Source organism: Nocardia sp. NPDC005998 (genome assembly GCF_040614395.1).
Classification (GTDB): domain Bacteria; phylum Actinomycetota; class Actinomycetes; order Mycobacteriales; family Mycobacteriaceae; genus Nocardia.
This window is the reverse complement of the sequence record NZ_JBEXUI010000014.1, coordinates 171,246-195,880: the sequence shown is the minus strand read 5'-3', so window position 1 is coordinate 195,880 and position 24,635 is coordinate 171,246. Positions and strand designations below refer to the sequence as shown.

At 65.8% G+C, this 24,635-nt stretch carries 25 protein-coding genes; 9 read left to right on the top strand and 16 right to left on the bottom strand.

All coding sequences use genetic code 11. From position 1 onward, the window contains the following. From ABZ293_RS21080 to ABZ293_RS21065, 4 genes are all read right to left on the bottom strand, one after another. A partial coding sequence (locus ABZ293_RS21080) for a long-chain fatty acid--CoA ligase (RefSeq protein WP_355182994.1) occupies positions 1-1,523 on the bottom strand: 1,523 nt, incomplete at its 3' end. Positions 1,524-1,600: 77 nt separating this feature from the next. Beyond that, positions 1,601-2,932, bottom strand: a complete 1,332-nt coding sequence (locus tag ABZ293_RS21075; protein ID WP_355182992.1) for an MFS transporter — start codon at positions 2,930-2,932, stop codon at positions 1,601-1,603. A 131-nt stretch (positions 2,933-3,063) separates the two neighbouring features. Continuing rightward, the gene (locus ABZ293_RS21070) at positions 3,064-4,113 is read right to left on the bottom strand and encodes a 3-keto-5-aminohexanoate cleavage protein (RefSeq protein ID WP_355182990.1); all 1,050 of its coding nucleotides are present in this window, start codon (positions 4,111-4,113) and stop codon (positions 3,064-3,066) included. Between the two features lie 40 nt (positions 4,114-4,153). Then, a complete protein-coding gene (locus tag ABZ293_RS21065) occupies positions 4,154-4,504 on the bottom strand; it encodes a carboxymuconolactone decarboxylase family protein (protein WP_355183001.1) in 351 nt (116 codons plus the stop codon). A 154-nt stretch (positions 4,505-4,658) separates the two neighbouring features. Here ABZ293_RS21065 and ABZ293_RS21060 point away from each other — a divergent pair, with 154 nt between their 5' ends. Next, positions 4,659-5,654, top strand: coding sequence for an AraC family transcriptional regulator (locus ABZ293_RS21060; protein ID WP_355182988.1), 996 nt, complete (start codon positions 4,659-4,661; stop codon positions 5,652-5,654). Between the two features lie 117 nt (positions 5,655-5,771). On the opposite strand, the gene ABZ293_RS21055 is transcribed toward ABZ293_RS21060, so the two are convergent. The 3 genes from ABZ293_RS21055 to ABZ293_RS21045 all read right to left on the bottom strand — a co-directional run bounded on the left by ABZ293_RS21055 (position 5,772) and on the right by ABZ293_RS21045 (position 8,088). After that, complete coding sequence (locus ABZ293_RS21055; RefSeq protein WP_355182986.1) at positions 5,772-6,677, bottom strand: IS5 family transposase; 906 nt, start codon at positions 6,675-6,677, stop codon at positions 5,772-5,774. 305 nt (positions 6,678-6,982) lie between these two features. Continuing rightward, entirely contained in the window at positions 6,983-7,351 is a 369-nt protein-coding gene (locus ABZ293_RS21050; RefSeq protein WP_355182984.1) for a hypothetical protein, read from the bottom strand. A 95-nt stretch (positions 7,352-7,446) separates the two neighbouring features. Then, positions 7,447-8,088, bottom strand: coding sequence for an MBL fold metallo-hydrolase (locus tag ABZ293_RS21045; RefSeq protein ID WP_355182982.1), 642 nt, complete (start codon positions 8,086-8,088; stop codon positions 7,447-7,449). Between the two features lie 87 nt (positions 8,089-8,175). Here ABZ293_RS21045 and ABZ293_RS21040 point away from each other — a divergent pair, with 87 nt between their 5' ends. Further along, complete coding sequence (locus ABZ293_RS21040; protein WP_355182980.1) at positions 8,176-8,604, top strand: MarR family winged helix-turn-helix transcriptional regulator; 429 nt, start codon at positions 8,176-8,178, stop codon at positions 8,602-8,604. Positions 8,605-9,053: 449 nt separating this feature from the next. On the opposite strand, the gene ABZ293_RS21035 is transcribed toward ABZ293_RS21040, so the two are convergent. Further along, a complete protein-coding gene (locus ABZ293_RS21035; protein ID WP_355182978.1) occupies positions 9,054-9,956 on the bottom strand; it encodes a hypothetical protein in 903 nt (300 codons plus the stop codon). A gap of 1,012 nt (positions 9,957-10,968) precedes the next feature. Here ABZ293_RS21035 and ABZ293_RS21030 point away from each other — a divergent pair. Beyond that, the gene (locus tag ABZ293_RS21030) at positions 10,969-11,553 is read left to right on the top strand and encodes a GNAT family protein (protein ID WP_355182976.1); all 585 of its coding nucleotides are present in this window, start codon (positions 10,969-10,971) and stop codon (positions 11,551-11,553) included. A 159-nt stretch (positions 11,554-11,712) separates the two neighbouring features. Here ABZ293_RS21030 and ABZ293_RS21025 read toward each other — a convergent pair whose 3' ends face one another. Further along, positions 11,713-13,164: an alpha/beta hydrolase gene (locus ABZ293_RS21025; protein ID WP_355182974.1), complete on the bottom strand. Its 1,452-nt coding sequence runs from the start codon at positions 13,162-13,164 to the stop codon at positions 11,713-11,715. A 204-nt stretch (positions 13,165-13,368) separates the two neighbouring features. Here ABZ293_RS21025 and ABZ293_RS21020 point away from each other — a divergent pair, with 204 nt between their 5' ends. Next, positions 13,369-14,556, top strand: coding sequence for a histidine kinase (locus tag ABZ293_RS21020; RefSeq protein ID WP_355182972.1), 1,188 nt, complete (start codon positions 13,369-13,371; stop codon positions 14,554-14,556). Then, entirely contained in the window at positions 14,557-15,234 is a 678-nt protein-coding gene (locus ABZ293_RS21015) for a response regulator transcription factor (RefSeq protein WP_355182970.1), read from the top strand. It begins immediately after the preceding gene. A 244-nt stretch (positions 15,235-15,478) separates the two neighbouring features. On the opposite strand, the gene ABZ293_RS21010 is transcribed toward ABZ293_RS21015, so the two are convergent. Continuing rightward, positions 15,479-16,072 (bottom strand): TetR/AcrR family transcriptional regulator, encoded by a 594-nt coding sequence (locus ABZ293_RS21010; protein ID WP_355182968.1) that lies wholly within the window; start codon positions 16,070-16,072, stop codon positions 15,479-15,481. A gap of 104 nt (positions 16,073-16,176) precedes the next feature. Here ABZ293_RS21010 and ABZ293_RS21005 point away from each other — a divergent pair, with 104 nt between their 5' ends. Next, positions 16,177-16,908: an SDR family oxidoreductase gene (locus tag ABZ293_RS21005; RefSeq protein ID WP_355182966.1), complete on the top strand. Its 732-nt coding sequence runs from the start codon at positions 16,177-16,179 to the stop codon at positions 16,906-16,908. Positions 16,909-17,201: 293 nt separating this feature from the next. On the opposite strand, the gene ABZ293_RS21000 is transcribed toward ABZ293_RS21005, so the two are convergent. Further along, on the bottom strand, positions 17,202-17,711 hold the full coding sequence (locus tag ABZ293_RS21000; RefSeq protein ID WP_355182964.1) for a MarR family winged helix-turn-helix transcriptional regulator: 510 nt from the start codon (positions 17,709-17,711) through the stop codon (positions 17,202-17,204). Between the two features lie 109 nt (positions 17,712-17,820). On the opposite strand from ABZ293_RS21000, the gene ABZ293_RS20995 reads away from it, so the two are divergent. Continuing rightward, positions 17,821-18,165: an EthD domain-containing protein gene (locus ABZ293_RS20995; RefSeq protein WP_355182962.1), complete on the top strand. Its 345-nt coding sequence runs from the start codon at positions 17,821-17,823 to the stop codon at positions 18,163-18,165. A 97-nt stretch (positions 18,166-18,262) separates the two neighbouring features. Here ABZ293_RS20995 and ABZ293_RS20990 read toward each other — a convergent pair whose 3' ends face one another. Beyond that, positions 18,263-18,565 carry a hypothetical protein gene (locus ABZ293_RS20990; protein WP_355182960.1) on the bottom strand — a complete coding sequence of 101 codons (303 nt, stop codon included), beginning with the start codon at positions 18,563-18,565 and terminating at the stop codon, positions 18,263-18,265. A 159-nt stretch (positions 18,566-18,724) separates the two neighbouring features. Further along, on the bottom strand, positions 18,725-19,762 hold the full coding sequence (locus ABZ293_RS20985) for an aldehyde reductase (RefSeq protein WP_355182958.1): 1,038 nt from the start codon (positions 19,760-19,762) through the stop codon (positions 18,725-18,727). A gap of 104 nt (positions 19,763-19,866) precedes the next feature. Between ABZ293_RS20985 and ABZ293_RS20980 the strand changes: the two genes are divergently transcribed. Beyond that, a complete protein-coding gene (locus tag ABZ293_RS20980) occupies positions 19,867-20,769 on the top strand; it encodes a helix-turn-helix transcriptional regulator (protein WP_355182956.1) in 903 nt (300 codons plus the stop codon). 347 nt (positions 20,770-21,116) lie between these two features. Here ABZ293_RS20980 and ABZ293_RS20975 read toward each other — a convergent pair whose 3' ends face one another. Next, on the bottom strand, positions 21,117-22,586 hold the full coding sequence (locus ABZ293_RS20975; RefSeq protein WP_355182954.1) for an MFS transporter: 1,470 nt from the start codon (positions 22,584-22,586) through the stop codon (positions 21,117-21,119). 129 nt (positions 22,587-22,715) lie between these two features. Here ABZ293_RS20975 and ABZ293_RS20970 point away from each other — a divergent pair, with 129 nt between their 5' ends. After that, the gene (locus ABZ293_RS20970; RefSeq protein WP_355182952.1) at positions 22,716-23,285 is read left to right on the top strand and encodes an XRE family transcriptional regulator; all 570 of its coding nucleotides are present in this window, start codon (positions 22,716-22,718) and stop codon (positions 23,283-23,285) included. A gap of 30 nt (positions 23,286-23,315) precedes the next feature. Here the strand turns inward: ABZ293_RS20970 and ABZ293_RS20965 are convergent, their stop codons facing one another. Together ABZ293_RS20965 and ABZ293_RS20960 are read right to left on the bottom strand one after the other, a co-directional pair. Continuing rightward, positions 23,316-24,257: an alpha/beta hydrolase gene (locus tag ABZ293_RS20965; RefSeq protein ID WP_355182951.1), complete on the bottom strand. Its 942-nt coding sequence runs from the start codon at positions 24,255-24,257 to the stop codon at positions 23,316-23,318. Positions 24,258-24,435: 178 nt separating this feature from the next. Beyond that, positions 24,436-24,621, bottom strand: coding sequence for a hypothetical protein (locus tag ABZ293_RS20960; protein ID WP_355182949.1), 186 nt, complete (start codon positions 24,619-24,621; stop codon positions 24,436-24,438). Between the last annotated feature and the right edge of the window lie 14 nt (positions 24,622-24,635).

Below are 24,635 nucleotides of genomic sequence, written 5' to 3'. Positions count from 1 at the left end.
AGAATCTTGCCGGTGGCCGTCATCGGCAGCGTGCGCACGAATTCGATGTGGCGGGGGTATTTGTAGGCCGCCAACTGTTGTCTGGCCCATCCGATGAGCGCGTCCTCGGTCGGTGCGGTTCCCGGGGCCGCGATGATGTACGCCTTGATTTCCTCGCCGTGGCTCTCGTGTGGGATGCCGACCACAGCGGCGAGCGAGACCGCCTCATGGGTCATGAGGATCTCTTCGATTTCGCGGGGATAGACGTTGAGACCACCGCGCACGATCATGTCCTTGACGCGGTCGACGATGTAGTAATAGCCATCGGTATCGCGCTGGGCCAGGTCACCGGTGCGAAACCAGCCGTCGCGGATGACCTCGGCGGTGGCATCGGGCCTGTTGTGATAGCCCTTCATGACATTGTGGCCACGGATGGCGATCTCACCGACGATGTCGGACCCGGTGACGGTGTTCCATTCGTCATCGATCAGGCGGACCTCCACACCCCAGACCGGTAGGCCGATCGACCCCGGGCGCGGCTCGTGATCGAGGTCGGCGAACAGGGCCAGCGGTGAGGTTTCCGACAACCCATAGCCTTCGGCGATGTGCACGCCGAAGCGCTGCCGGAACCGGGTCAGGATCTCCACAGGCAGGGCGGCGCCGCCGGAGAGGGCCAGTCGCAGACGTTCGGTGATGCCTCGAAGGTCGACGCTCTCGTCGACGGCCTGCAGCAACCCCCAGTACATAGTCGGCACACCGGCGAACACGGTGATCTGTTCGGTCTGCATCAACGTCAGCGCGGTGACGGCATCGAAACGAGGCTGCAGGACCAGGGTTGCGGCGACGGAGAACCCGGCGTTCATGCACCCCGTCTGCCCGAAGGAATGAAACAGCGGCAGCACCACCAGATGCCGGTCGTGTCGAGCAGCATTGTCGTCGAACAGCCGGTTGGTGGTGAGCGCGTTGAGCAGCAGATTCGCGTGGGTCAGCTCGGCACCCTTGGGTGTGCCGGTGGTACCGGAGGTGTAGAGAATGACCGCGGTATCGACGGCTTCACGAAAGCAAGTGGCGAACTCGGTGGGCTGCGCCCGCACGGCGGTGGCAAATTCACCGATCGGATCGCCGGCCTGTGGGGCGGGTGAGTCGATGACGAACAAGTGACGGCAGCTCGAAGCCTCGAAACCGGCGCGACCGTAGTCGCCGATCGGCAGCTCGGGGGTGCCCTGGTAGCAGAAATAGGCTTTGGCATCGGAATCGTCGAGGTGGTAAGCGATTTCGCGGTCCTTGAGCAGAATGTTCAGCGGGACCACGACCGCGCCTGCCTTGACGATGCCGTAGTAAATGATCGGAAACCACGCCAAATTCGGGCACGACAACGCGACTTTGTCGCCCGGTTCGATGCCGTGCTCGACCAGCAGGTGGGCGACCTGGTTCGCGGCGGCGTCGACATGTTCGTAGGTCAATCTCTGATCTCCCGCGACGACGGCGTCGCGGTGCGGGTAACGATGGGCTGAACTTTCCAGCAGGGTGGACAAATTGAGCACGGTGGCACCTCATGGGTTGGTGGCGGGTGATGTGGCGGTCGGGCAGGGCAATGACGATGAGGTCACAGACGATGCGGTTACGCGGCCGATGGCCGGGCGTCGAGGGCGGCCACGCGGCGTAGCCCGGCAGGGTAGGCGCGTCGGCCGAGGGCCAGTGCGATGATGGCGCCGAGATAGGCCAACGGGACCAGTCGCAGGGCGTTGGCCAGCCCGTAGCGGTCCGCGAGGAAGCCGACCACGAGCGGGCCGAGTGCGAGCCCCAAGACGTTGTTGGCCAAGGTAACCGTTGCGAACGCGGTGGCACGCACGCTGCGATGGGTGAGGCTGGCCACCATCGAGAACGTGGCGCCGCTCGCGCCGGAGGCGGTCAGTGCCCCCAGCGCGAGCACGATCAGTTGGGCAGGGCCGGTGCCGTGCCCGAACGCGATGGTCAACAGGATCAGTGAGATCGTGCAGTAGACCAGTGCGCTGCTCCACTGACGCACCGGATCGGTGCGACCGATCCGGTCGGTGATGATGCCGCACACGATCATTCCGATTCCGGCGAGCAGCACATATGCCGAGGCCACAAGGCCGGCGCGGCCCGGGGGCATCGAATAGGACCGGTTGAAGAAGCTGGGCAGCCACGCCAGCAGCACACCCCCGACGAACAGCTGCAGGCCGCCACCGAGGTAGGCGCACCACAGCGACACCGACGAGAACAGGCTCGACAACGGCGCCCGCGAGGTGTTGTGCGGGGCCGGAGACGAATCCGGCGCGGGCACCTCCGCGACCTGATGACGGCTCAGGGCGGATTCGGTGATCAGCACCCGGAACGCGGCAACCAGCAGCAGGCCCACCACGGCCACGACCACGAAGGTCCATCGCCAGCCGATATGTGCGGCGACGATGCCGCCGAGCGCGACACCCAGGACCGACCCGAAAGAACTTCCGGCAAGGAACGCTCCGCTTAACGAGGCCCGCAACCGAGGTGCGAACACGGACAGCATCACTGCGGCCCCGACGCTGCCGTATGCGGCTTCACCGACCCCGACCAGAAACCGTGCACCGAGCATCTGGCCGTAGCCGGTGGCCAGCCCGCATAGCAGAGTGGCGACGCTCCAGACGGTCGCCATGACCAGCAAGCTGCGCACACGGCCCCAGCGGTCGGCAACCAGTGAGAGCGGAAACGCCAACAGCCCCACCATCAACGCGACGATGCTGGTCAACGAGCCCAGCTGCGAATCCGACAGGCCCCACTCGGATTTCAACAGTGGAAATACCGCCGCCAGCACCTGGCGGGACATGTAGTCCGACAACATCAACCCGAAGGTCAACCCGAATACGATCCACGGAAAGATCCGAGAACGTGCGCTCGGGGTCGCGGGTGTGATCGCCGCAGGGGCGGCGGGAGTGGTGGGAATATCCATGGCGCATCCTCGAGCCTGGTGCAACTAGAAGACCGGGCCCGCAGGGACCGGTGCCGGAAAATGATGAAAAACGAGCGCGGGCAGCGCGCCGCGGTCGCTGAGCTACCGTCGGCGCACTGCCCTGCGAAGGATCAAGCGTGGTGCAGGAATCCCACTTGGCCGGGCTGCCGGTTGGGCGGGAACCCGATCTTGGCCAGCGCCTCGTCGGTGCCGGAGTAGACCTCGTCGAAGAGGTAGATGTCACGCGCCTCCTTGCAGGAAGCCACGTCGCGGCCCAGCTCGTTGGCGATGCGGACCATCTGCTCGACCTGCTGCACCGAGGTGCGTCGTTCGCCCTTGCGGCCCCACAGGTTGTCCTCGATACCGACCCGCACGTGCTGGCCCAACGCGATCGCGATCGTGCACATCGGGGTGACATTGCGCATGACGGTTTCGATCGTGAGCACCGCACCGTCCGGCGTCCGGCGAATAAACTCGATCAGGTCCGCCGGGTGCAGCCCCGCCGAACCGCCGCCGATCGCCATGTAGTTCAGCACCAGCGGGCCGGTGTAGTGGCCGCGGCGGATCAACCGCTCCACCGTTTCCAGCTGAGTCAGACTGCCGAGCATGAAGTGCGGTTGGATGCCGGCCGCGGTCAGCCGGCTCAGATGCTCGAGGTAGAACTCCGGACCGGCTTCCATCACCATGTCGCGGTATGCCTTGTACAGCACGGGGTTCTGGATCGACGTGCCCGCGATGTCGTCATCGGTCAGCAGCTCGGTGACGTTCATCTGGTTGGTGTTGACGACGATGGTGACCTGATCCGGCTTCGGATCGAGCTCGGCCAACATATGGCGGGTGTCGTATTCCAGCCACTTCGCCTTGTCGCCGCCCTCCGGCGGTGCGAACGAGATCGACCCACCGACCTGCAGGATCATCTCCGGTACTGCTTCCCGGAGCCGGCCCAGCATCTCGTTGAACATCTCCAACCGCTTGGATCCGTACCCGTCAGCCTCGCGCACGTGTACATGCAGCACCTGCGCGCCCGCGTTGTAGCAGTCCACCGCCTTCTGGATCTGCTCGTCCATGGTGACCGGAATGTCGTCGGAATCGCCGGGCAGGAACCCCGGAGCGTACGGGGCCACCTGGATGACCAGTTTCTCCTGGTTCTCCGGTAGCAGCGAATCATCGAGGTAGTGCATGATCGTCCTTCCTGATCGATATTGATTGCGCGGTGCGGAACTACCGCTGCTCCGCGCGGCGACGCTCGAAGGCGTCGAGTTCTTCGGCGAGCACGGGGACCCCGATGTTGCAGGCGTGAATGCCCAGCACGGTGGTCAGCTCGAGCACCGCGAGGATCTCCTCATGAGACACGCCCAGCTCCAAAGCGGCGCGGATGTGGCGGCGCACTCCGGGCGAGTACATGTGCGTACACGCGGCGTCGACCGCGATGCTCAACAACTCCACGAACTCCGGGGACAGCACGCCACGGCGAATCGGCAGCGTGCCCATGGACATGAACTGCTCAGTCCACTCCGGGTCCCATTCGGATAGCTTGTCCCACAACGGATTCCACGCACCCTGGGCGCGCATTGCGTCGACGACGGGGGTGGGTACGGACTCGGTGGTCACCGGCAGCTCCTGTGATGCATTGGACGTGATACGTGTCACGGTAGCTGCCGAAACGGAGCTATACTTGACCCATTGAGCCATACAATTTGACTCCTGGGGCCTAGGAAGGATGTCGATGACGGCGACGATGATTCGCAGCGCCGTGCTGTCCGGCTATGTCGATGTGACCCTGTCCCTCGGGCTGGACCCGATGCTGCTGCTGCGCTCGGTCGGCATCGGCCCGGCAGGATTGGCCGCCAGCGACATCTGGCTGCCCGTTACAGCGGTCGACCAACTCCTGGAACGCACCGCCGCCGAGGCGAATTGCGACGACGTCGGGCTACGCCTCGCCGAACGTCGAGGCTTGTCCGGCCTCGGCCCCGTCGCCCTCGTCGCCCGTGAAGAACCCGATATCCGCAGTGCGGTGCAGATCGTGCTGCGCCATATCACCCTGCACAATGAAGCACTGCGCGTCCGGCTCACCGAAATCAACAGCCTGACCACTATCCACGTCCAGGCGGCTGAGGGGGTCTCTCTCGGTCGGCAATTCCGCCAGCTTTCCGTCGGTGCGACCTGTCGGATCCTGTGCGATTTCCTCGGCCCCACCTGGCGCCCGGTATGGGTCTGCTTCGCCCACCCCGCACCACTCGATCTCGATGCCTACCACCGGATCCTCGGTCCCTCAATAGAATTCGACCAGGACTTCGATGGCATCGTCTGCTACTCTCACGACCTCGACGCGGCGAACCCCCTCGCCGATCCCCTGCTCCGCCCCTACGTTCGCGAATACCTGCGAACACTCGCCCCGGCCGGCGAGTCCATTGCCGACCAAGCGCGCGCCGTCATCGAATCCCTACTGCCCACCCAACGCTGCTCGGCTGCCGTCGTTGCTGACCGGCTCGGCATGGGCCGCCGTACCCTGCACCGGCACCTCGCCCATGCCGGGGAAACCTTCACCGGCATCGTCGACACCACCCGCCTCGACCTCGCCCGCCGCTACCTCACCCAGCGCGACCGCACCCTCACCGACATCGCCACCGAACTCGGCTTCTCCGAACTGAGCGCCTTCTCCCGATGGTTTCACCGCCACACCGGCCACAGCCCCAGCCAATCCCGGCGCCACCAGTCATAAATCTCTGCGCAGTGGGAGTGTCGAAACAACGGCGAAGGCGAGCATCTCACGCCGGTAGGTCAGAGAACACTAGGGCCTGTGTCGAAGTCGTGTGAGGGCGGGCTGTTCGGCCCGCCTTTACTGGTGTCGTAGCCATTGATTGATGGCCGCGATGTGGATGGTGGCGAGGTAGCGGACGGCGAGTTTGTCGAAGCGGGTAGCGACAGCGCGGTGTTGTTTGAGCTGGTTGATGCCGCGTTCGACCGCGTTGCGGTCCCGGTAGCGGACCGGGTCGAACGCTGGCGGACGGCCACCGGCACTGCCACGGTTGCGGCGGTGCGCGGCCTGGTCGGCCGGTACCGGGATCGTGGCTGCGATCCCGTGCCGACGCAGCCAATCGCGGTTGGCGCGACTGGAATACGCCTTATCGGCCAGTACCCGCTCCGGCCGTGATCGCGCCCGGCCGCCCGCGGCTTTGGCGACCTCGATCGCATCCAGAACGGCCGTGAACTGCGGACTGTCACCAGCTTGACCCGCAGTGATCAGCATCGCCAACGCTCGGCAGCCCTGCTCGCACGCCAGATGCAGCTTGGTGGTCCAGCCACCCCGGGACCGGCCCAGGCCATGATCGGCCGGCTCGGGCCCACCACAGCCACCGGGCGGTTCACCCTGATGGTCGCTGTCGCGGCGGGCACCGGCAGCGTGTTGATGGGCTCGCACGATCGTGGAGTCCACACTCACCTGCCACCCGATCCGCCCGGCGGCATCGGCGAACACCTGCAACATCTTCACGATCACCAGCCACACTCCGCCTCGCTGCCAGCGGCGGAACAACCCATACGCCGCCGACCAGGACCCGTACTGCGCTGGCACGTCCCGCCACGGACAGCCGACCCTCGTGCGCCACCGGATCCCGTCGATGAGCTGCCGTTTCGTCCATTGCGGCGGGCGGCCCGCCTTCTTGTTCCGGGGCAGCAACGGCTCCAACCGCGCCCACTGGGCATCGGTCAAGTCCGCTCGCCCCGCCACCGCTACGCTGGCCAACGAGGTCTCCGTGTTCAAAGGTCATGCTTGGTCGCTGACCCGAATACCGGAGACCTCCCTCAATTTGCACGCCTGACACGCCAACGCAGACAACAGCTTCCACAGAACGTTGAAGGGGGTGGCACCGCGCGGTGCCACCCCCTCAAACACTTCGACACAGGCCCTAGCCGCCGACTCTCGGGCCGAGACGATTCCCGCAGGGCACAGGATCACTTACCCCATGTTCGGCGACCGGCACCGGTCGCGAACGTCGACGACAAGATCGGCCACCTCGAGTCGACCCGGCAGGCACCGGTTCCGGCGAATCAGAAGATCCCGGCGATGTACGGCGCGCCGCTGCGTGTCCAGCCGGTCAGCAGCCCCTGCAGTTTTTCCGCGGCATACGGGTGGCCGGCCGTGGCGGCGGCGCGAAAGAACTCCGCTGCCTCGTCTCGGTCCCGTACCTCGAGGACCACCGCCAAGTTGTACATGGAGGTGACATCGCCCGCCGCGGCCCCACGACGCCACCACTTTTCGTACTCCGCGACCCGCTCGCACCGGAAGTACAACGAGCCGAGGTTGGCCATCGCCGCACCGGAACCAGCGCCGACGGCTACAGCTCCGGCCCCTCGATCACGTTCGCGGCTGTCCAGCCGCCGTGCACCGCTGCCCGAGTGGACGATTGGGCGCGCCATCTGACCGATGTGCGATCGGCACCCTGGATTGCGGTTATCCGAGATGCAGGGCCGCCTAGGCGCGACTCTCCCACCGATTGGTACAGGAGGCGATCTTAGGCGATTTCGGCGGATGTGCCGGAGGGAATCCGACGGTACAGGGCGCCGATGCCGGGGCCGGTGTCGCCCAGGAAGCCGGCCACCATCGCGATGCCGATGTCGTTGAGTGCGCCGTCGTGGACGGCGAGAGCCTGGCGTGGGGCCACTTCCCGCACATAGTCGATCAGCTGTCCGGTGGTGGACCAGGGCCCGTGCACGGGCAGCAGCAGGGTATCGACGGCGACGTCCGGGACGGTGAGGGCGTCGCCGGGATGGAACAGGGCGTCGTCGATCAAGAACCCGATGTTGCCGACACGCGGGACGTCGGGGTGAACGACCGCGTGCCAGGTGCCGTACACCTTCACCTCGAAGCCGGCCGCGGTGAAGACCTCACCCGCACCGACGGCGGTGACTCGCGCACCCAGACCGTCCAGCTTCCGGGCGACGGAGGTGTTGGTCCAGATCCGCAGGGCCGGATTCTGTTGTGCGGCTTCGCGAAGCATCTCCTCCGAGAAGTGGTCGAAATGTTCGTGGGTGACCAGGACCGCATCGGCGCCCTCCAACGCCTGCGGATCGGTGAGGCCGCCTGGGTCGATCACCAGGCGGTGGCCGTCGATCTCGACACGGACGCAGGCATGACCGAACTTGGTGAGCTGCATGAGGCTCCTCAGACTTCCCGAATAATACAACCAAACTGTACAACTGAATTGTACAACTAGAGTGCGTTATTCGGATAAGGTGGAGTGGTGAACGACGCACTGGCCGAAGATCTCCGGCACGCGATCGGTGATCTGGTCCGCGCCGTGCGGGTCGCCGACACCATGCCGACCGGAGAGGCCGCCATCCTCGGCCACCTCGACCGCGACGGCCCGCACACCACCGCCGAACTGGCGCACCGGCGCAACGTGACGCACCAGTCGGCCGCCAAGTCCGTCAAGGAACTGCTCGGCACCGGCCTGGTGCGCACCGAACCTCACCCCGACGACGGCCGCAAGCACCTGCTGTACATCACCGATACCGGCCGTGCCCGCCTCCGGCGCGAACGCACCCAGCGCGCCACATCACTCGACAGCGCCATCCACAACACGCTCACCCCGGACGAGCGGCAGCAGCTGCGAGACTGCGTACCGTTGCTGACCCGCCTCACCGCCCATATAAGCGGACGGCGACCGTGATCAGGTCACGGCTTGACAACCGCCAACGAAGTGAGCCGTCGACACGATCGCTCCCGGTCCCCAGCAACACGCGCACATCGGCTGAGCGGGCGTCCACTCTCGCTGCACGGACCGCCCGCCCGGAGTGCGCCGGGCCTTGACGCCCCTGGATCGCGCCGGACACAAACGACGCTCGTCGATGGCTGAACCACCGCAAGGTGTTCGCGCAATAACACACAACAGCGAAGCCGCAGGTCGATTACCTGTGGCTTCGCTGCTCAGTGGGCCTAACGCTAATCAATCCGAACCACCCCACGGCCGAAGGGCCCCAGCTGCGCATCAGGACGGTAGGCGTGCGGCAGGTGACATCCAAGACATGATCTGCGGGTTCGGCGGATCGTTGACGATCGACGCCCGTGACGCGCCAACTGGTTCGCGCTGACCACTCGCGCGATGTCCTGCCGTCGTTGCTACCAGCGGAAGACGCGACGTAAGCGGCTTACTGCGCCGTTCGGCCTGCCTGAGCCGTCTCCGTCGGCGGATGTCATTTGGACGACGATCCCACCGAGACGCACCTCCTGCATGGTCGCTGGGTGTGCGTCGATAAAACACACACCGGTTCGGCTGACCTCGACGCATTCTTCGTGTTGGTAGCCAGAGTTGCCCGAGCGCTCGAGCGTGTCGGTGTAGTAGGCGATCATTCCGCCACTGAAACTGGCGTTGAAACCGGTCACTCGGCGCCCGGCGCGGTCGGTAGTGCGGTGCAGGCAGTGATCGCAGACCGCGCGGGGGTAGCGGTCCTGGTAGATCGTCGGCCGCTCGCAATTCGGGCAGGGCTGGGTGTATCGACGCCCAGGGGTCGGACTTTGCAACAGGAAATCGTTGCGGGCGAGGATGTTACGCCCCGAGTCTGCCTGGTTGCGGTTGCGCCGCAGGATGAGCAGAACGAACTCAGCGTAGTCGGCTGTCTCGGCGTCGATCGCTGCGCGCCCGGGTATCTCGTCGATGCGCGTGAGGCCGGCATCGTAGGCATCGAGCGCCACTCGATGCGCCACCGAGAGTTCGCTATCGGGGATTTGCCGGTTGGCGTGTTCGGCTCGAGCCAAGTGTTCGGCGATCACCGTGTCGACGGTGTCTCCGTCCACAGACAGTAGCCCGCTGCCGTAACCAGTCGTGGTCACCAGGACATAGCCGTCCATATCGCCGCGGTCGGTTCCGATCGTCTGCAAGAAGGCGAAACCCCGCCCGTAGCGGGCATTCTCGAGCCTCTGGTGGGTGTAGGGGATCAGAGTGCCGGGATCCTGTGCCAGATCACGCGCTTTTCGCAGCGCTTCGTCGTAGGTCAGCGGAGAGTTCGGGTCCGGGCTTTCCATGGCCGCCAGCCTATCGAGCCGGATATTTCGGGGCTGAATTGACATTCGCCAGGACGGAATGTCCTGACCTGTAGGGCATCTCGGTGACGACCAGGGCCGAACTCCCACCCAGATAGCCCGAGAGATCTGACGCAGCCGATCGACCATCAGCAGGATCATCAGTGACGCCGTACGGCTACGAGCAGAGTGAGACCCTTGACCGATCATGTTCGGACACCACCGATTTGGGGTGGGCAATATGTTGATCAGCCATAAGTCCATATGCTCTCAACGGCGGCGGATGGCTCGAAACACAGGTCCACAAGCGCTAGTACACTGCCGGACGAGCGTTTTGTGCGACGGCACACCAGATCTGTGGGATTGTCGAGCAGTGTTCAGCACGCCACCGGAGATCGATACCATCGCCACTCTGAGCGCGATCCTCGCTCCGCACGGCTATCTGGTCTCCCAAAGGTCCGAGTAATGGACTGTGTACGAGCCACCGCCGCTCTCCCCCCGCGCCACCGTGCCCGTAGGAACCGCGCTAGCTGATTGGGTGATACCAGCGATGAGAGAGGTCGCTGGATAGTTCAGCCCCCGTCACCCCTGGCTTCAGCCTGGCGACGGGAATTATGCCTTCAAATTGCACTTCTTCTCGAAGTGCCCGCAGTCCCAATGAGTAAGGAGTGTGCGCAGCCCATCCGAACTACTCGTCGGCGCGACGAGACGGTAACGGCCACTGCGCAGTTCTGATCCGAGCCCCAGCAGGTTGCGGCCGTCGCTGAGGACCTCGAACCAGGAATTTGGCTTCGAGGGCCGCGATCAATGCTCGCGCCGACGGGTACCGACGTTTCCCTGTGCGCACGCGCTTGGCTTCCGCATGAGTGAGAGCGAGGTTTGACCAGCATGTTGACCGATAGGATCGCGATCGGTCAACCCCGGGGATCAATGTCGGGCCAGCCAACCCTGGATCAACCCACCGCCCCGGTCGTTATCGTGTCAACCCTCCAAGACAGTGCATCATACTTGGAGAATGAGCAGCACCTGGTATACCGGCCCTACCCTCGCAGGCAAACATGTCAGGCTCGAGCCGCTGACTATCGATCACGCTGATGGACTGTTTGCGGCCACCCGTAACCCGGACATCTGGACTTGGCTATTGGTGCCTCAGCCCAACACGAGCGAGGATATGCGCACATGGATCACCTCACGTCTGAGCAGGGACGATATCACTGCCTTCGCTCAAATCGACACCCGGACTGGGGAGGTCGCCGGCACCACCTCGTATTACGACATCGATCCGGCGCACCGATCGTTGGCCATCGGCTACACCTGGATCGGCACCGCCTGGCAGCGCACAGGCTTGAACAGCGAGGCGAAGCTCATGCTGCTGGAACATGCCTTCGACGTACTCGGCGCGGTACGCGTGGTCTGGCAGACCGACAGCCGAAACCTGCGCGCTCAGCATGCCATCGAACGGCTCGGAGCTCGGCACGAGGGCGTCCTGCGCCAGCATCGGAGCCGCCCCGACGGCACCCTGCGCGACACCATCATCTATTCGGTGCTCGATACTGAATGGCCTGGCGTAGCAGCACATCTGCGCGCTAGCTTAGCCTGAGTATGGCGCGCGTCGAGAGTGCCCAGTCATCCGTAATTCTCGGCGGAACAGCGGTGGTACGCCCGTCGGGTAACGCCGGTCGTAGAGATATGTCTTCTGTCACAACGGGTTTGCGTGACCGGGCCCCGCGCTACGAACCGGTCACGCAAGGAGGTACCGCTACCTGCCCGGTTGTGCCGCGCAGGTGACATCCCGGCCGGGGCGCTCACCAGTGGTCAGGTACTTCGTCACCGCGTCGATGGCGCACGTGTTGCCGCTGAACGGATAGACCGCGTGCCCGCCCTGGTCGACCGTGATCATGGTGGCGCGGCGACCGAGGGCCCGTCGCATCTCCTCGGCGCCGACCAGCGGCGTTCCCGGGTCGCGCAGGTACTGCACGATGAGCACGTTCGATGGGCCCTGGTCCCCGATCTGGACCTGCGCCTCGGTCGGCTCGATGGGCCAGAACGCGCACGGTGAGATATTGCTCGTGGCCCCGCCCAGTAGCGGCCACCGCTGGCGGTCCTCCGCTGCCGCCCGTTGATAGTCAGCCACCGATTCCGGCCAGTTCGAATCACCGCAGATCGTGGCGAGACGACCGGCCATGGCGTTTTCCAGGTTCGGAATCGGCGCGATGGCCGGCAACGGCTGGTCGGTATCGAGCGCCTGCAGGTATTGGGCCAGCTGGGGCAGCGTCGAATCGCCGTAGAGCTGTTGGAATACGCTGTCGCGCAATGCCGTCGCGGTCACGCCCTGAATGGGGTTCTGTTCCAACTGCCGCACGAGGTCGGCGTACTTCGAGGTGACCTGCTCGGGGGTGGTGCCCAAGCCGTATTCGGGACGTGCGGCGGCGAACTTGGCGAAGTCGGGGAACCGGTCCTGCATGCCCCGGCCGAACCGCCGCATGTACATCACGTCGTAGCCGGTGTTGCCAATGCTGGAGTCGAGCACTACCCGATCGGTGCGCTCCGCGAACATCGTCGTATAGACGCCACCGAGGTAGGTGCCGTACGAGGGCGCGAAATAGGACACCGTCTGCTCGCCCAGCGCCTCCCGGATGCGGTCGATATCGCGCGCGTTGTTCGCGGTACTGACATGCGGCAACATCCATGCCGTCGGCGAATTGGCGCACTGGTCGGCGATGGTCTTGGAGAACCCGGCCTCCTGATCGACATCCGCGTCGGTGTGCGCATACGCCGGGAAAAGTCCGCGTTTCTGCTGTTCAGGCGTGATGTTGCAGGTCACCGGCGTGCTGTGGCCGATGCCGCGCGGGTCGAAACCGATCACGTCGTAGGAGTCCAGCACCTCCTGCGGCACCCCGGAGGCGGCGAGAATGATGTTGAAGTTGAGTCCGGCGATTCCCGGACCACCCGGATTGGTTATCAGCACACCACGGCGCTTCTCGGGATTCTTGCTCTGCAGCCGGGAAACCGCGAGGTCGATCTGGCGGCCGTCGGGGTTGTTGTAGTCCAACGGGACCTTCAGCGTGGCGCATTCCAGGACGGTTCCGGCGACGTCCTTCGGGCACGGCCCCCACTGCAAGGCTTGTGGCTGGGCTGCCGTTGAGGTCAGCGGCAGCGCGGTCGCTGCCACTGCGGTGGCAGCGAGCAGTAGTAACAAAGTCTTGCGCATACGTTGTTCTCCTGGTTGAGGGGCGCACGGCTGCGTTTGCTCTCGAGTACCTGAGCAAGTCTGCGTAGTGGACGCGGCGGCCACATCGGCCACGAGGTTCGAATCGCCTTCGACCTGAGTCGAGGGGCTGATCAGACCCGGGTCGAGGCTGCGGCACACCGGGGTCTGATGCCTCGACCCTATGGTTTCGCGATAATGGCCAGGGTGAATACCGACGTCGCGGCGCCGCTGGGCGGTTGGCAGCAGGCCTGGCGGCTGCTGGCCGCGGCGGCCCTGGGCCTTGCCCTCTGGCTCAATGCCGCGGTCCTGCTGCCGCCGGGGCATGCGTCCGAGCCGGATTCCTGGTTTGTCACCGGTGATCCGCTGGTGGGTCTGGGCTGCCTGCTCGCGCTGCTGTGGCGGCGCCGTTTTCCGCTTGCCGTCGCCCTGCTGGTCGTGTTCGCCTCGTCGGTGTCGATCCTGGCCACCGGTGCCGCGTGGCTGGCGCTGTGCTCGGTATCCACGCGGCGACGTCCGATGGAGATCGGCGCAGTCGTGCTGGTCTATGTGATCGCAGCGCAATTCAGCTATGGGCTCTACCCGATCGCGAGTACCCCCACCACGAGGGCGCTACAACTCGCGCTTCCGATACTGAGCGCCGGGGTGGCGGTGGCCGTGGGCATGGCGATCGGCACCCGGCGCCTCGAGGAGCGGTTCCTGCGCGACCGGGCCGAGAGTGCGGAGCGGGAACAGGCGGCGCGCGCGGCGCAGGCCCGCGCCGAGGAGCGCACCCGCATCGCGCGCGAGATGCACGATGTGCTCGCGCACCGGATCTCCCTGGTCGCCATGCAAGCCGGAGTGCTCGATCACCGCAGCGATCTCCCAGCCGAAGACAGCCGCGTGCTGATCCGCGGTATCGCCGACGGCTCCCGGCAAGCGCTGGAGGAACTTCGCGATGTCCTCGGTGTGCTGCGGGCCGACCCGAATTCGGCGGAAACACCGCAACCCGCTTTCGACCGAATTCCGGAACTGGTCGCCGAGACCCGCACCTCCGGACTGGATGTCACGCTCAGCACCAGCGTGAGTGAGATCCCATCCGACGCTGTCGGCCGAACCTGCTACCGGATCGTCCAGGAGGGGCTGACCAATGTCGCCAAGCACGCGCCGGGCGCCACCGTGCACATTCGGCTCAGCGGCACAGCCGGGGACCAGCTACACGTCAGCGTCCGAAATTCCGCGGCTACCAGCACAATTGCCGTGCCCGCGCCAACATCGGGGTTCGGGCTGCTCGGGCTCACCGAACGAATCGGCCTTGCCGGCGGAAAGCTCATGCATCATCCAACAACCGATCACGGATACCTGCTCACCGCCCAACTACCCTGGCCGAACCCCAACGGCCACAGGAGAATTTGAGTGCACAGCAACCGGGAGACAATACGTGTCGTCATTGTCGACGACGATCAGCTGGTACGAATGGCGTTGCGGCTCATCATCGACGGCGAACCGGACCTGACCGTCGTCGCGGAGGCGGCAGACGGGGACGCTGGCATCGGCATCGTGGACGAGTACCGGCCCGACGTCGTGCTGATGGACATAAGGATGCCGGGCCGCGACGGCCTCAGCGCAACCCACGAGATTCTCCGTCGGTCCTCGCCGCCACCAGTGCTCATGTTGACCACCTTCGACTCCGACGACCTGGTTCTCGGCGCACTGCGCGCCGGAGCACTGGGCTTCATCCTCAAAGACACCGCACCGTCCCGAATCATCGACGCCGTGCGGACCGTGGCCGACGGTAACCCCATCCTCTCTCCCGAAGCCACAGCCCGCGTAATCGCGGCCGCCACCGGACCCCAATTCTCCGACGCCCGACGCGCCACCCGCGAAGCCGCCCGCAAACAACTCGCCGCCCTCACCGAACGAGAACTCGAAACCGCCCGCGCCATCGCGGACGGACTGGGGAACCCACAGATCGCGGAACGACTATCCATCAGCGTGGCAACCGTAAAGGCCCACACCGGCAACCTATTCACCAAACTCTCGGTCGACAACCGGGTACAGATCGCCCTCATGGTACGAGACGCAGCGGACTGACCGATTTCCAGCCCAAGGCACCACAGCAAGCCACTGCCCGATACAGAGCCCCGCTGCCGGGCCGTGTGCTGCCGCCCGATCCGGAGCAGTGCCGCACGACACTGATCCAACTCCAGCTGACAGGTCCACGGCCGGTGGCTGGATTGGCTCCTGAACAGCGGCCCGCAACCCACATCGGTCCGCTGCTCTCGGCCTGAAGAGCCATGCTGTTCTGAGTCATCCGAGTTCTGGTGGGTCGGTATCGTCAGCGCCCGACAGAGCGCTGGATCAGCTCGAGCGCGGCGGACTTGGCCAGCTGCAATTCCTCCTCGCTGATGCCCGACTTGTGCAGAAATTCGATCCCCTGCATGACAGCGATCAGGGCCCGGGCGGTCGCTTCCGGGTCGACGTCGGCATCAATCTCGCCACTGTCCCGAGCCCGGGTGATCTGTCGGGCAAACAGCGCGTGTGTCTCGGAGTAGAGCCGGTTCACGCGCGCCTGGACTTCCTCGTCCTGCGCGCTGAGAGCCGCGGCGCTGTTGGCCATCAGGCACCCTTGCGGTGGCAGGTCCATGCGGCCGCCGTCGTCGAACGTAACCGCCGAGGTAACACCGTGCCACGGGCTCGGGTCTACGGTGACGGCGGCCTCGAGCCCGGCGAACTGGCAGGCGCAGTAGTCGTCGAGGATCCGGACGAACAGGTCGTGTTTGCTGCCGAACGCTCCGTAGAGGCTTTGCATCCCCAGTCCTGATGCATCGCAGAGGTTCTGGACCGACGTAGCCGCATAACCGTTGCGCCAGAACGCGTCTCGCACAGCGGTGAGGACGGCCTGCTCATCGAACTTTCGGGGCCTCGGCATGTGTGAACGCTAGCAGTTATGGAGCGACTACTCAAGAATTGACAAACCGCCTCGGGCCTTGTGTATTTGAGTGACTGCTCCATAATTTCGAGAGGACACCACACATGGCCACACGACCGCTTGAAGGCAAGACCGCACTGGTGACGGGGGGATCCCGAGGTGTCGGCGCCGGCATCGTCGCCCGGCTGGCAGCAGACGGTGCGCGAGTGGCGTTCACCTACGCCAATTCCCCGCAGCGCGCGGAGGCCGTCGCAGCAGCGGCCGCCGCACACCCGATCCGCGCCGACAGCCTGCATGAGCAAGACATCGAGGCTGCTGTTGCGCAGACCGCCGACCGCTTCGGCAGCTTGGACATCCTGGTCAACAACGCCGCCGTCGGCACTTTCGCAACGATCACCGACCTGAAGATGGCGGAGATCGATGCGATGCTGACGATCAACGTGCGATCTGTGATCGTCGCTATCCGCGAGTCGCTAGCCCACATGGGCAGCGGCGGGCGAATCATCAACATAGGCAGCATCAACGCCGACCGCACGCCGTTCCCCGGCCAATCGATCTACGCCACGACCAAGGGCGCGCTGGCGAGCCTGACCCGCGGCCTCGCACGCGAACTGGCCCCGCGCGGAATCACCATCAACAACATCCAGCCCGGCCCGATCGACACCGACGCCAACCCGGCCGACGGGCCCGCCGCATCGACCATGCTCGGAGTCATGGCAATGGACCGATTCGGCACCGCCGCGGAGGTCGGCGCATTCGTCTCCTATCTCGCCGGACCCGACGCCACCTACATCACCGGCGCCAGCCTCGACATCGACGGCGGCTTCGGCGCCTGACCCCAAGGGCACCGTCCCGAGTGTTCGTGGCAGTCACGAATCTCCTGCCCGTCGACAGACCGGCCACCGGGACTCGGCGGCGAAGGCCGCCTCGGGGTGGGCGGCGAATGCCGTTCCCACCGTCGATCGCCGCCGACACCGAGCGTCGCGAACGGTGGGATCCCGTGGGCGATTTCGACATCGGAGCCAGGATCAGCGCACACCGGATCGCGTCGGGTTGCCTCAGCCGCGTGTGGCGTCGATTGAAGGCGATCCGGCGGCGTCGACCCGAGCTGAGCGGCTGCTCGGCCTCGTCATGGGCGCACTGCGCCCGAAGACCTGACAATGGTGGGACCGCCGCCGGTTTCGGCCCGCACGGTGTCGGCGATCAGAGAGAGGGCTGCACCGAGGTGGCGGCGCTGCACCGAGGTGAGCGGGTCGAACACGAGTCGGCGCACCTGTGCGACATGTCCGGGCGCGCTGTCCACCACCTTCGCGCGACCAGCGTCGGTCAAGGTCGCCAGGGTGTAGCGGCCGTCGCTCGGGTCGATGCGGCGAACGATCCACTCCCGCGCCTCGAAGCGGTCCATCACCTTTGACAGTCGCGGCAGGGTGCTGTCACAGCCCCGGGCGAGTTCGCTGAGCCGCATGGTGGCCTGGTCCGCCATCGACAACCGGGCGAGCACGCTGTACTCGAAGTTCGAGATGCCCGCGTCGCGCTGCAATTGCCGGTCCAGCGCCGCGGGCAGCGCGATCACGATGGTGAGAAGGTCCTGCCACAGCTCCTGCTGCTCGCTGTCGAGCCACGGTGACGGTTCGTCCATGTGCGTCATCTTACTTTCCTGGGCAACAAATTTCTGTTGCCTGGGAAAGTTAATTGAGTCTAATGTTGAGTTGCCTAGGCAAGTCATCCTCAGACGTAAGGAGTCCCCTGTGATCAAGCTCAGCATCTTCCTGACCCGGCGAGCAGACCTCACCCACGAGGAATTCGTGGAGTACTGGACGCACAAGCACACCCAGCTGATCGCTAGTGTGCCCGACGGAGCGGTCCCGGTCCGGCGCTATGTCCAGCTCCTGCCCACCGCCGACGAGATCCCCGGCATACGCAGCGCCTACTACGACGGCGTCGCCGAGGTATGGGTCGACGACATCGCCGACGCCACCCGCTGGTTCACCTCCGACACCTATACCACCACCATCGCCACCGACGAGGAGAACTTCATCGACCGCTCGCGCACCCGATTCCTCTACACCACCGAAACCCCGATCTTCGGCTGAGCACCATCGTCCGCGGCGACAGCTGAACGCCGCGGCAAGAAACGAAAACGCCATGACCCTCCCGCCCACTCCCCCATCCCGGAGGTTAGTTTCAGTCCTAGTTCGCGGTATACCTCCAGCTTGCCGCCGGGGTCGGCAGCCCGCGGATGTCGTGCGCGGGCTGTACGACGCGCTGAGCATGGGCGACGTGCCAGGGGTGCTGGCCGCGCTCGCTCCCGACGTGATCGTCGACGAACCGAGCCAGCTCCCCTACGGCGGCGTGCACCGGGGCCGTGAGGTGTTCGTGCAGTCGATCCTGGGCGTGATGATGGGCTACGCGAATGTCGCTATCACCGACGCCGAAGTGTTCGATGGCCCGGCCGACGTCATCGGAACGCTTACCGGAACGCTCACGGCCCACATCACCGGTGAGCGGTCTCCGCTGACATGGTCGAGATCTACCAGGTCGAGGACGCCTCGGTGCACAAGATCGACGTCTACGTCAAGAACCCGCACGAGCTCGCCGCGTTATACGCACGCGCCGAGGCTGGCACCCGCTGACGACATGCGTCCGCCCTCGTCACTTCTGTTCCACCAGGTTCTTGGCGGTCATGGTCTGTGCGGCGGCGATGATGGCCTCCTCGGGATTGCGAGGCCGCCAGCCCAGCACGCGGCGGGCCTTCTCGTTGGAGGTCTTCTTGGCGTAGCCGAGGTCGGGCGCGACGGTGCGCAGTTGCGGGGAGAACACGGCGCCGAGCCGCACGACGACATTCGGAATGGTTCGTGTCGGGACGTTCTCGGCCGCGTCGCCGAGGTGCGCCCGGATGGTGGCGGCGATGTCCTTCATCGGGATCGCCGGCCCGTTCGAGAGCAGGAAGCGCTGGCCTGCGGCCTCCGGCGTGGTCATCGCCAGGATGTGCGCCGCGGCCACGTCGCGGACGTCGACGACGGGGATGAACAGGTGCGCCAGGCCGGGCATCTCGCCGCCGAGCATCGTCTGGATGAGGTGGTTCGAGCCCGAGACGTCCGCGCCCATGACAGGTCCCATCACCGCGACGGGCAGCAGCGTGGTCAGCTCCAGCGATCCGCCCTCGGTTTCCACGAAGGCCCAGGCGGCCCGCTCGGCGAGGGTCTTGCTCTTGGCATACGCCTCGACGCCGGGGCCGTCGAGGACGGTCCAGTCGGCCTCGGTGAAGACGTGGCCGTCGTGCGGGTGGCCCCAGCTCACGGCGTGGAACGCAGAGGTGAGGACGACGCGCGCGACGCCGGCGTCACGCGCGGCGCGCAGGACGCGCAGGGTGCCCTCGCGCGCCGGGATGACGAGGTCGTCCTCGTTTCGGACATGCCCGGGCTGGACCGGGGAAGCGACGTGCAGCACAAAGTCGACATCAGCGACGGCTTCGGCCCAGCCGGTGTCGTCGGTGAGGTCGGCGGCGACGAAGCTCAGGCCGTCGCCGTTTGCCATGCCCGCATCGGCGAGCACGGATCGCACGGCGGGCTCGCGGCGCAGGGACCTGACCGTGGTGCGCACGAGGTAGTCCTGTTCGAGGAGTTGGAGGATGCAATGACCGGCGATGAACCCGGACCCGCCGGTGACTAGAACGCGTTGCTGGGTCATAGGCATCATGTTCCGAGATGGCGAGACCCACCGCCAGCACCCTGGCGTTCCTGGGGGCGTCAGGACCAGGCACGTTCACCAACTGCCGGATTACGGTGGGAGACATGGCCGACGAACAGAACTTGCTGGGCGACTACCTGCGCGCGCGCCGTGAGCTCGTCACCCCCGAGCAGGTCGGCATCCCCGTCCTCGGCGTGCGGCGAGTCCCCGGCCTGCGCCGTGAGGAGGTCGCGATGCTCGCCGGCATTAGCGCCGACTACTACCTACGCCTCGAGCAGGGCCGCGACCGCAATCCTTCGATACAGATCCTCGAGTCCATCGCGCGCGTCCTGCAACTCGACGAGGACACGAGCGCCTACCTGCTCGGGCTCACCGCCGACAAGCCCCGACGCCGACGGCGACCGCACAAAGAGACCGTGCCACCCAGCATCATGAAGCTCATCGGGACGCTTCCGCTGCCGGCGTTCGTGGAAGGGCGCTACTTCGACGTCCTCGCCGCTAACCCTCTGGCCACGGCACTGTCGCCGTGCCTGACGGTAGGAGCCAACCGGCTGCGCGATGTGTTTCTCGACCCCGGCGAACGCTCCCTCTTCCCGGACTGGGAGATTGCTACCGAGGGTCTGATCGCGGGCTTCCGCCGATCCGTCGGCACCGACATCGACGATCCCCGTTCCATCGAGCTCGTCGGCGAACTCTCCCTGGCCAGCCCACGCTTCCGTCGGCTCTGGGCCCGGCACGACGTGAAAACGAGACAGGGCGCGCTCATGCGCTTCGACCATCCCCAGGTCGGCCGACTGGTCCTGAACCGTGAGAAGCTCCTCATCACCGGCACCGAGGAAATGATGCTCGTCATGTACCACGCCGACGCCGGGAGCGGCGACGCCGAAAAGCTCGCGCTCCTCGCATCCGCCACACTGCCCCCAGCGGCACCCCGTGGGTTGGTCACCGACGAGGGCGCCCGATCTGGCACGTCCCGATCGGCTCGAGAATCGAACAGGCACGGTTGAGCTGTGCGCCGTTTCGGTCCGTCGCTGCGGATCAGCCGGCGCGGCCGAATTCGCTGATCTGCGTGACGGTTTCAGCTGCGAGCTCGATCGAGATGGCGACGCGGGGAACGACATCGACGGCACCGACCTTTTGACACTGGCCGGGGCGCTCACGTTCGGCGAAACACTCGCTCCCACCGCGCGCCGATCACCTCTTCGATGTTGTCGCGAGTGCGATTCCGACAAACGCAGCCAGCAGCGACGCCGAGTCGTCCGCCGCGGCAGACGACGATCAGTGGCTCGGTCGGATCGAATGAAGGGATACCCCGCACCGGGCGACAGGTATCCGCACAGGGCGCGGATTCCGGTTAACGTCGTTGGGGTGCATTATGTTTCGTGATCACGACGGTTGCAGCAGCGATCGTGAACAGCACCGCCGCGACCACGAAGGCAAGTCGATAACCGTGCAGGTAGCCGTCGAGCAGAACTGGCCCGGCGCTCGCGCGGGATGCGTGGTGTGCGCTCAGATAGCCATCGAGCGCGGTCACATAGAGGGTGTTGAGCAATGCGGGCCCGAGTGCACCGCCGACTTGTTGGGTTGCACTGATGAGTGCGCTCGTTACCCCGGTGTCGCGGGGCTCCACATCGGACAGCACGGCGGTGGGCAGGGCGAGGAAGTACAGACCGAGACCGAGACCGCTCGCCAGCTCCGGGCCGAGGATCCCCGCGACGAATCCGGTGCCACTGCCCAGCGCGGCCAGCCATAGTGCGCCAAGCACGGTCACCGAAAGGCCGCTCAGCATAATGACTTTGGGACCCAGCCTGGGAACGAGTCCGGCGCCGAGCACGGAGGCGGCGACGATGCCGCCGGCGAAGGGCAGGAAGGCGGTTCCGGCGCGGATCGGTGAGTATCCAAGATTGACCTGGAAGTAGTAGGTCAGGAACAGCAGCATGCCGAACATCCCGGCACCGATCAGTACCGACGACAGCAGTGTTGCGGCGCGGTTGCGGTCGGCGACCACCCGCGGCGGTAGCAACGGATGGGCGGTTCGCCACTCCAGGATGCCGACCGCGCCCAGCAGCGCCACCGCCAGGGCGAGCACACTCAGGGTCGTCGGGGCAACCCAGCCGGTTCCCTGTGCGGCCGTGGTGAATCCGTACACGAGCGCGACTAGTCCGGCGGTAACTAGCACCGCGCCGCGGACATCGAGGCGTTGTTCGCCCTCGGCGCGGCTCTCGCGGACGGTCGGAATCGCGGCGAGCGCAACGACTATCGCGATCGGGACGTTCACGAACAGACACCACCGCCAGTTGGTGTACTGGGTGAGCAACCCGCCCGCGATGAGCCCGATAGCTCCGCCGCTGCCCTGCAGCGCCCCGTAGACGCCGAAGGCACGGGCGCGTTCGGCGGGGTCGGTGAAGGTGACGCTGATCAGTGACAGCGCCGCGGGAGCGAGTAGTGCGGCGAATGCGCCCTGCAGCGAGCGGGCGGCGAACAGGACCGGTCCATCGGGGGCCAGACCGCCGAGCGCCGAGGCGGCGGCGAAACCGAGCAGCCCGATCAGAAAGGTGCGCTTGCGCCCGGCGAGATCGACGATGCGTCCGCCCAGCAGCAGCAGCCCGCCGAAGGCCGTGGCGTAGGCGGTGATCACCCATTGGCGGTCGGCGTCGTCGATGCCCAGGTCGCGCTGGGCGTGCGGTAGCGCAATATTCACGATGGACGCGTCCAGCACCACCATCAGGGTGGCCACACTGATGACGCCCAACGCGAGCCAGCGTCGCGGATCAGGTGTTCGGAGCGGTATCTCCTGCAGCGTCGTATTCGGATCGGCACTCATGACTGTCCTTTGGATAGATGGCGATGATGATGCGCGGCTCGCGATTTCGCGCTGCCGGTCGCCGCACCGAGAGTGGACTGCGGCTGCGCCGCGTTGCAAGATCTCTTGCCGTTTCGGCAAGCTGGCTGTATGGAGGATCTGACCCACGTACTGGCTGCCGTAGGACCCCGGTTGCGCACGCTGCGTCGGCAGCGCGGCACGACCCTGGCCGAACTGAGTGAACTGACCGGAATCTCGGAGAGCACCCTGTCCAGGCTGGAGAGCGGCGGCCGACGCCCCAATCTCGAGCTGCTGCTCCCGCTGGCGCGCGCATACGCCGTGCCACTCGACGACCTGGTCGGAGCCCCGCAGACCGGAGACCCTCGAGTGCATCTGCGTCCGGTGCGTCGCGATGACATGATCTTCGTCCCGCTGACCCGGCGGCCCGGCGGATTACAGGCGCACAAGCTGGTGCTGCGACCCGACCGCGGCGAACCCGAGCTAAAGACCCATGAGGGCTTCGAATGGCTCTACGTCCTCGACGGCCGGCTGCGCCTGCTGGTCGGCGACGCGGATGTGGTGCTACGTCCCGGTGAGGTGGCCGAATTCGACACCCATCTGCCGCACTGGCTGGGAGCCGCCGACGACCGACCGGTGGAATTGCTCATCTTGTTCGGCCGCCAGGGCGAGCGGGCCCATCTACGAGCCCGATCGCGCTGAATCATCCGGGTCCACCGGCTGATTCGCGATCTACCGATCGAGGGCGACGCGCAGTGCGGCATCCAGATCGGCGGACAACCGCCGGGCGGAATCGGTGCCGAAGGCCCGGTACCCGTGCACCTGACCGGGGTGCACGTGCAGTTCGGTGGGGACTCCGGCTCGCAGGAGCCGTTGCGCGTAGGCGAGATTCTCGTCGAGGAACAGATCCAGGGCGCCGACGATCAGGAATGCGGGCGGCAGACCGCTGAGGTCGTCGGCACGCGCGGCCGACGCATACGCGGTGGCGTGGGCAGTGCCCGATTCGGCGCCGAGCAGATGCCGCCAGGCGATGGCGTTGTCGGCGCGGGTCCAGATGAATTCGCCGGTGTAGGGATGCGGCTCGGCGGCCGGTCGATCATCGAGCATGGGATACAGCAAAACCTGTAGCCGCACAGCGACTTCCGCGCGGTCGCGAGCCAGCTGCGTCAGGGTCGCCGCCAATCCACCGCCCGCACTCTCGCCCGCGACGACGATGCGGCCGGGGTCGATATTCAGCTCGGCGGCGTGCTCGTGGATCCACCGCAGGCCGAGGTAGCAATCACGCAGCGGGCCGGGATGCGGGTTCTCGGGGGCGAGCCGGTAATCGACACTGACCGCGACACAGTCGTGTTCGACAACGATCCGGTCGAGCAGCGCCTGATCCTGGGCGGCATCGCCGAGACAGTAACCACCGCCGTGTACCCACAGCACTACGGCGACGGCGTGCTCGGCAACCCGGGCCGACCGCGTGATCAGGACCCGGATATCGGGTCCGCCGTCGTCGCCGGGTAGCCAGCGCTCGACCGTGACGACGTCCTCACGGGATTCGGATGACTGGAACAACGATCCCATCCACGCCCGAGCCTCCGGCAGTGTCCGGTTCGACAAGTCGACGCGGGACACGTTCGCCAGTATCGGCTCGAGTGCGGGATCGAGGAGATGACTGCTGATCATGGATCCGAACGTTCCCGGAATACGGTTTCACGAGGCAAGCCTGCTTGCCGTTCCAGCAAGATTGGTGTTTCGGCCGGTCCGGATGGACGTCTTTGCGCCGTAAGATGTTCCGAATCAAACGATTTGGTCGACTCAACACCTCACGTCTCCTCGATACGTCCTCAGTTCGCGCCCGTGATCAGCCCATGTTGGGTTCCGATTCGGCTTCGTCGAGCGCCTCCGGCTCGAATCCCGATGCCGATTTCCGCGTCTGTCCGGTTGTGGCGCACCAGCTGGCTAGCAGCTTCAGGCCGTCCTCGGCGGCACTTCCGGAAGGTGCGCTGTAGACCACCACGCTCAGGCACGTTTCGTCCGGCAGGGTCACGGTCTCTTGGGCAT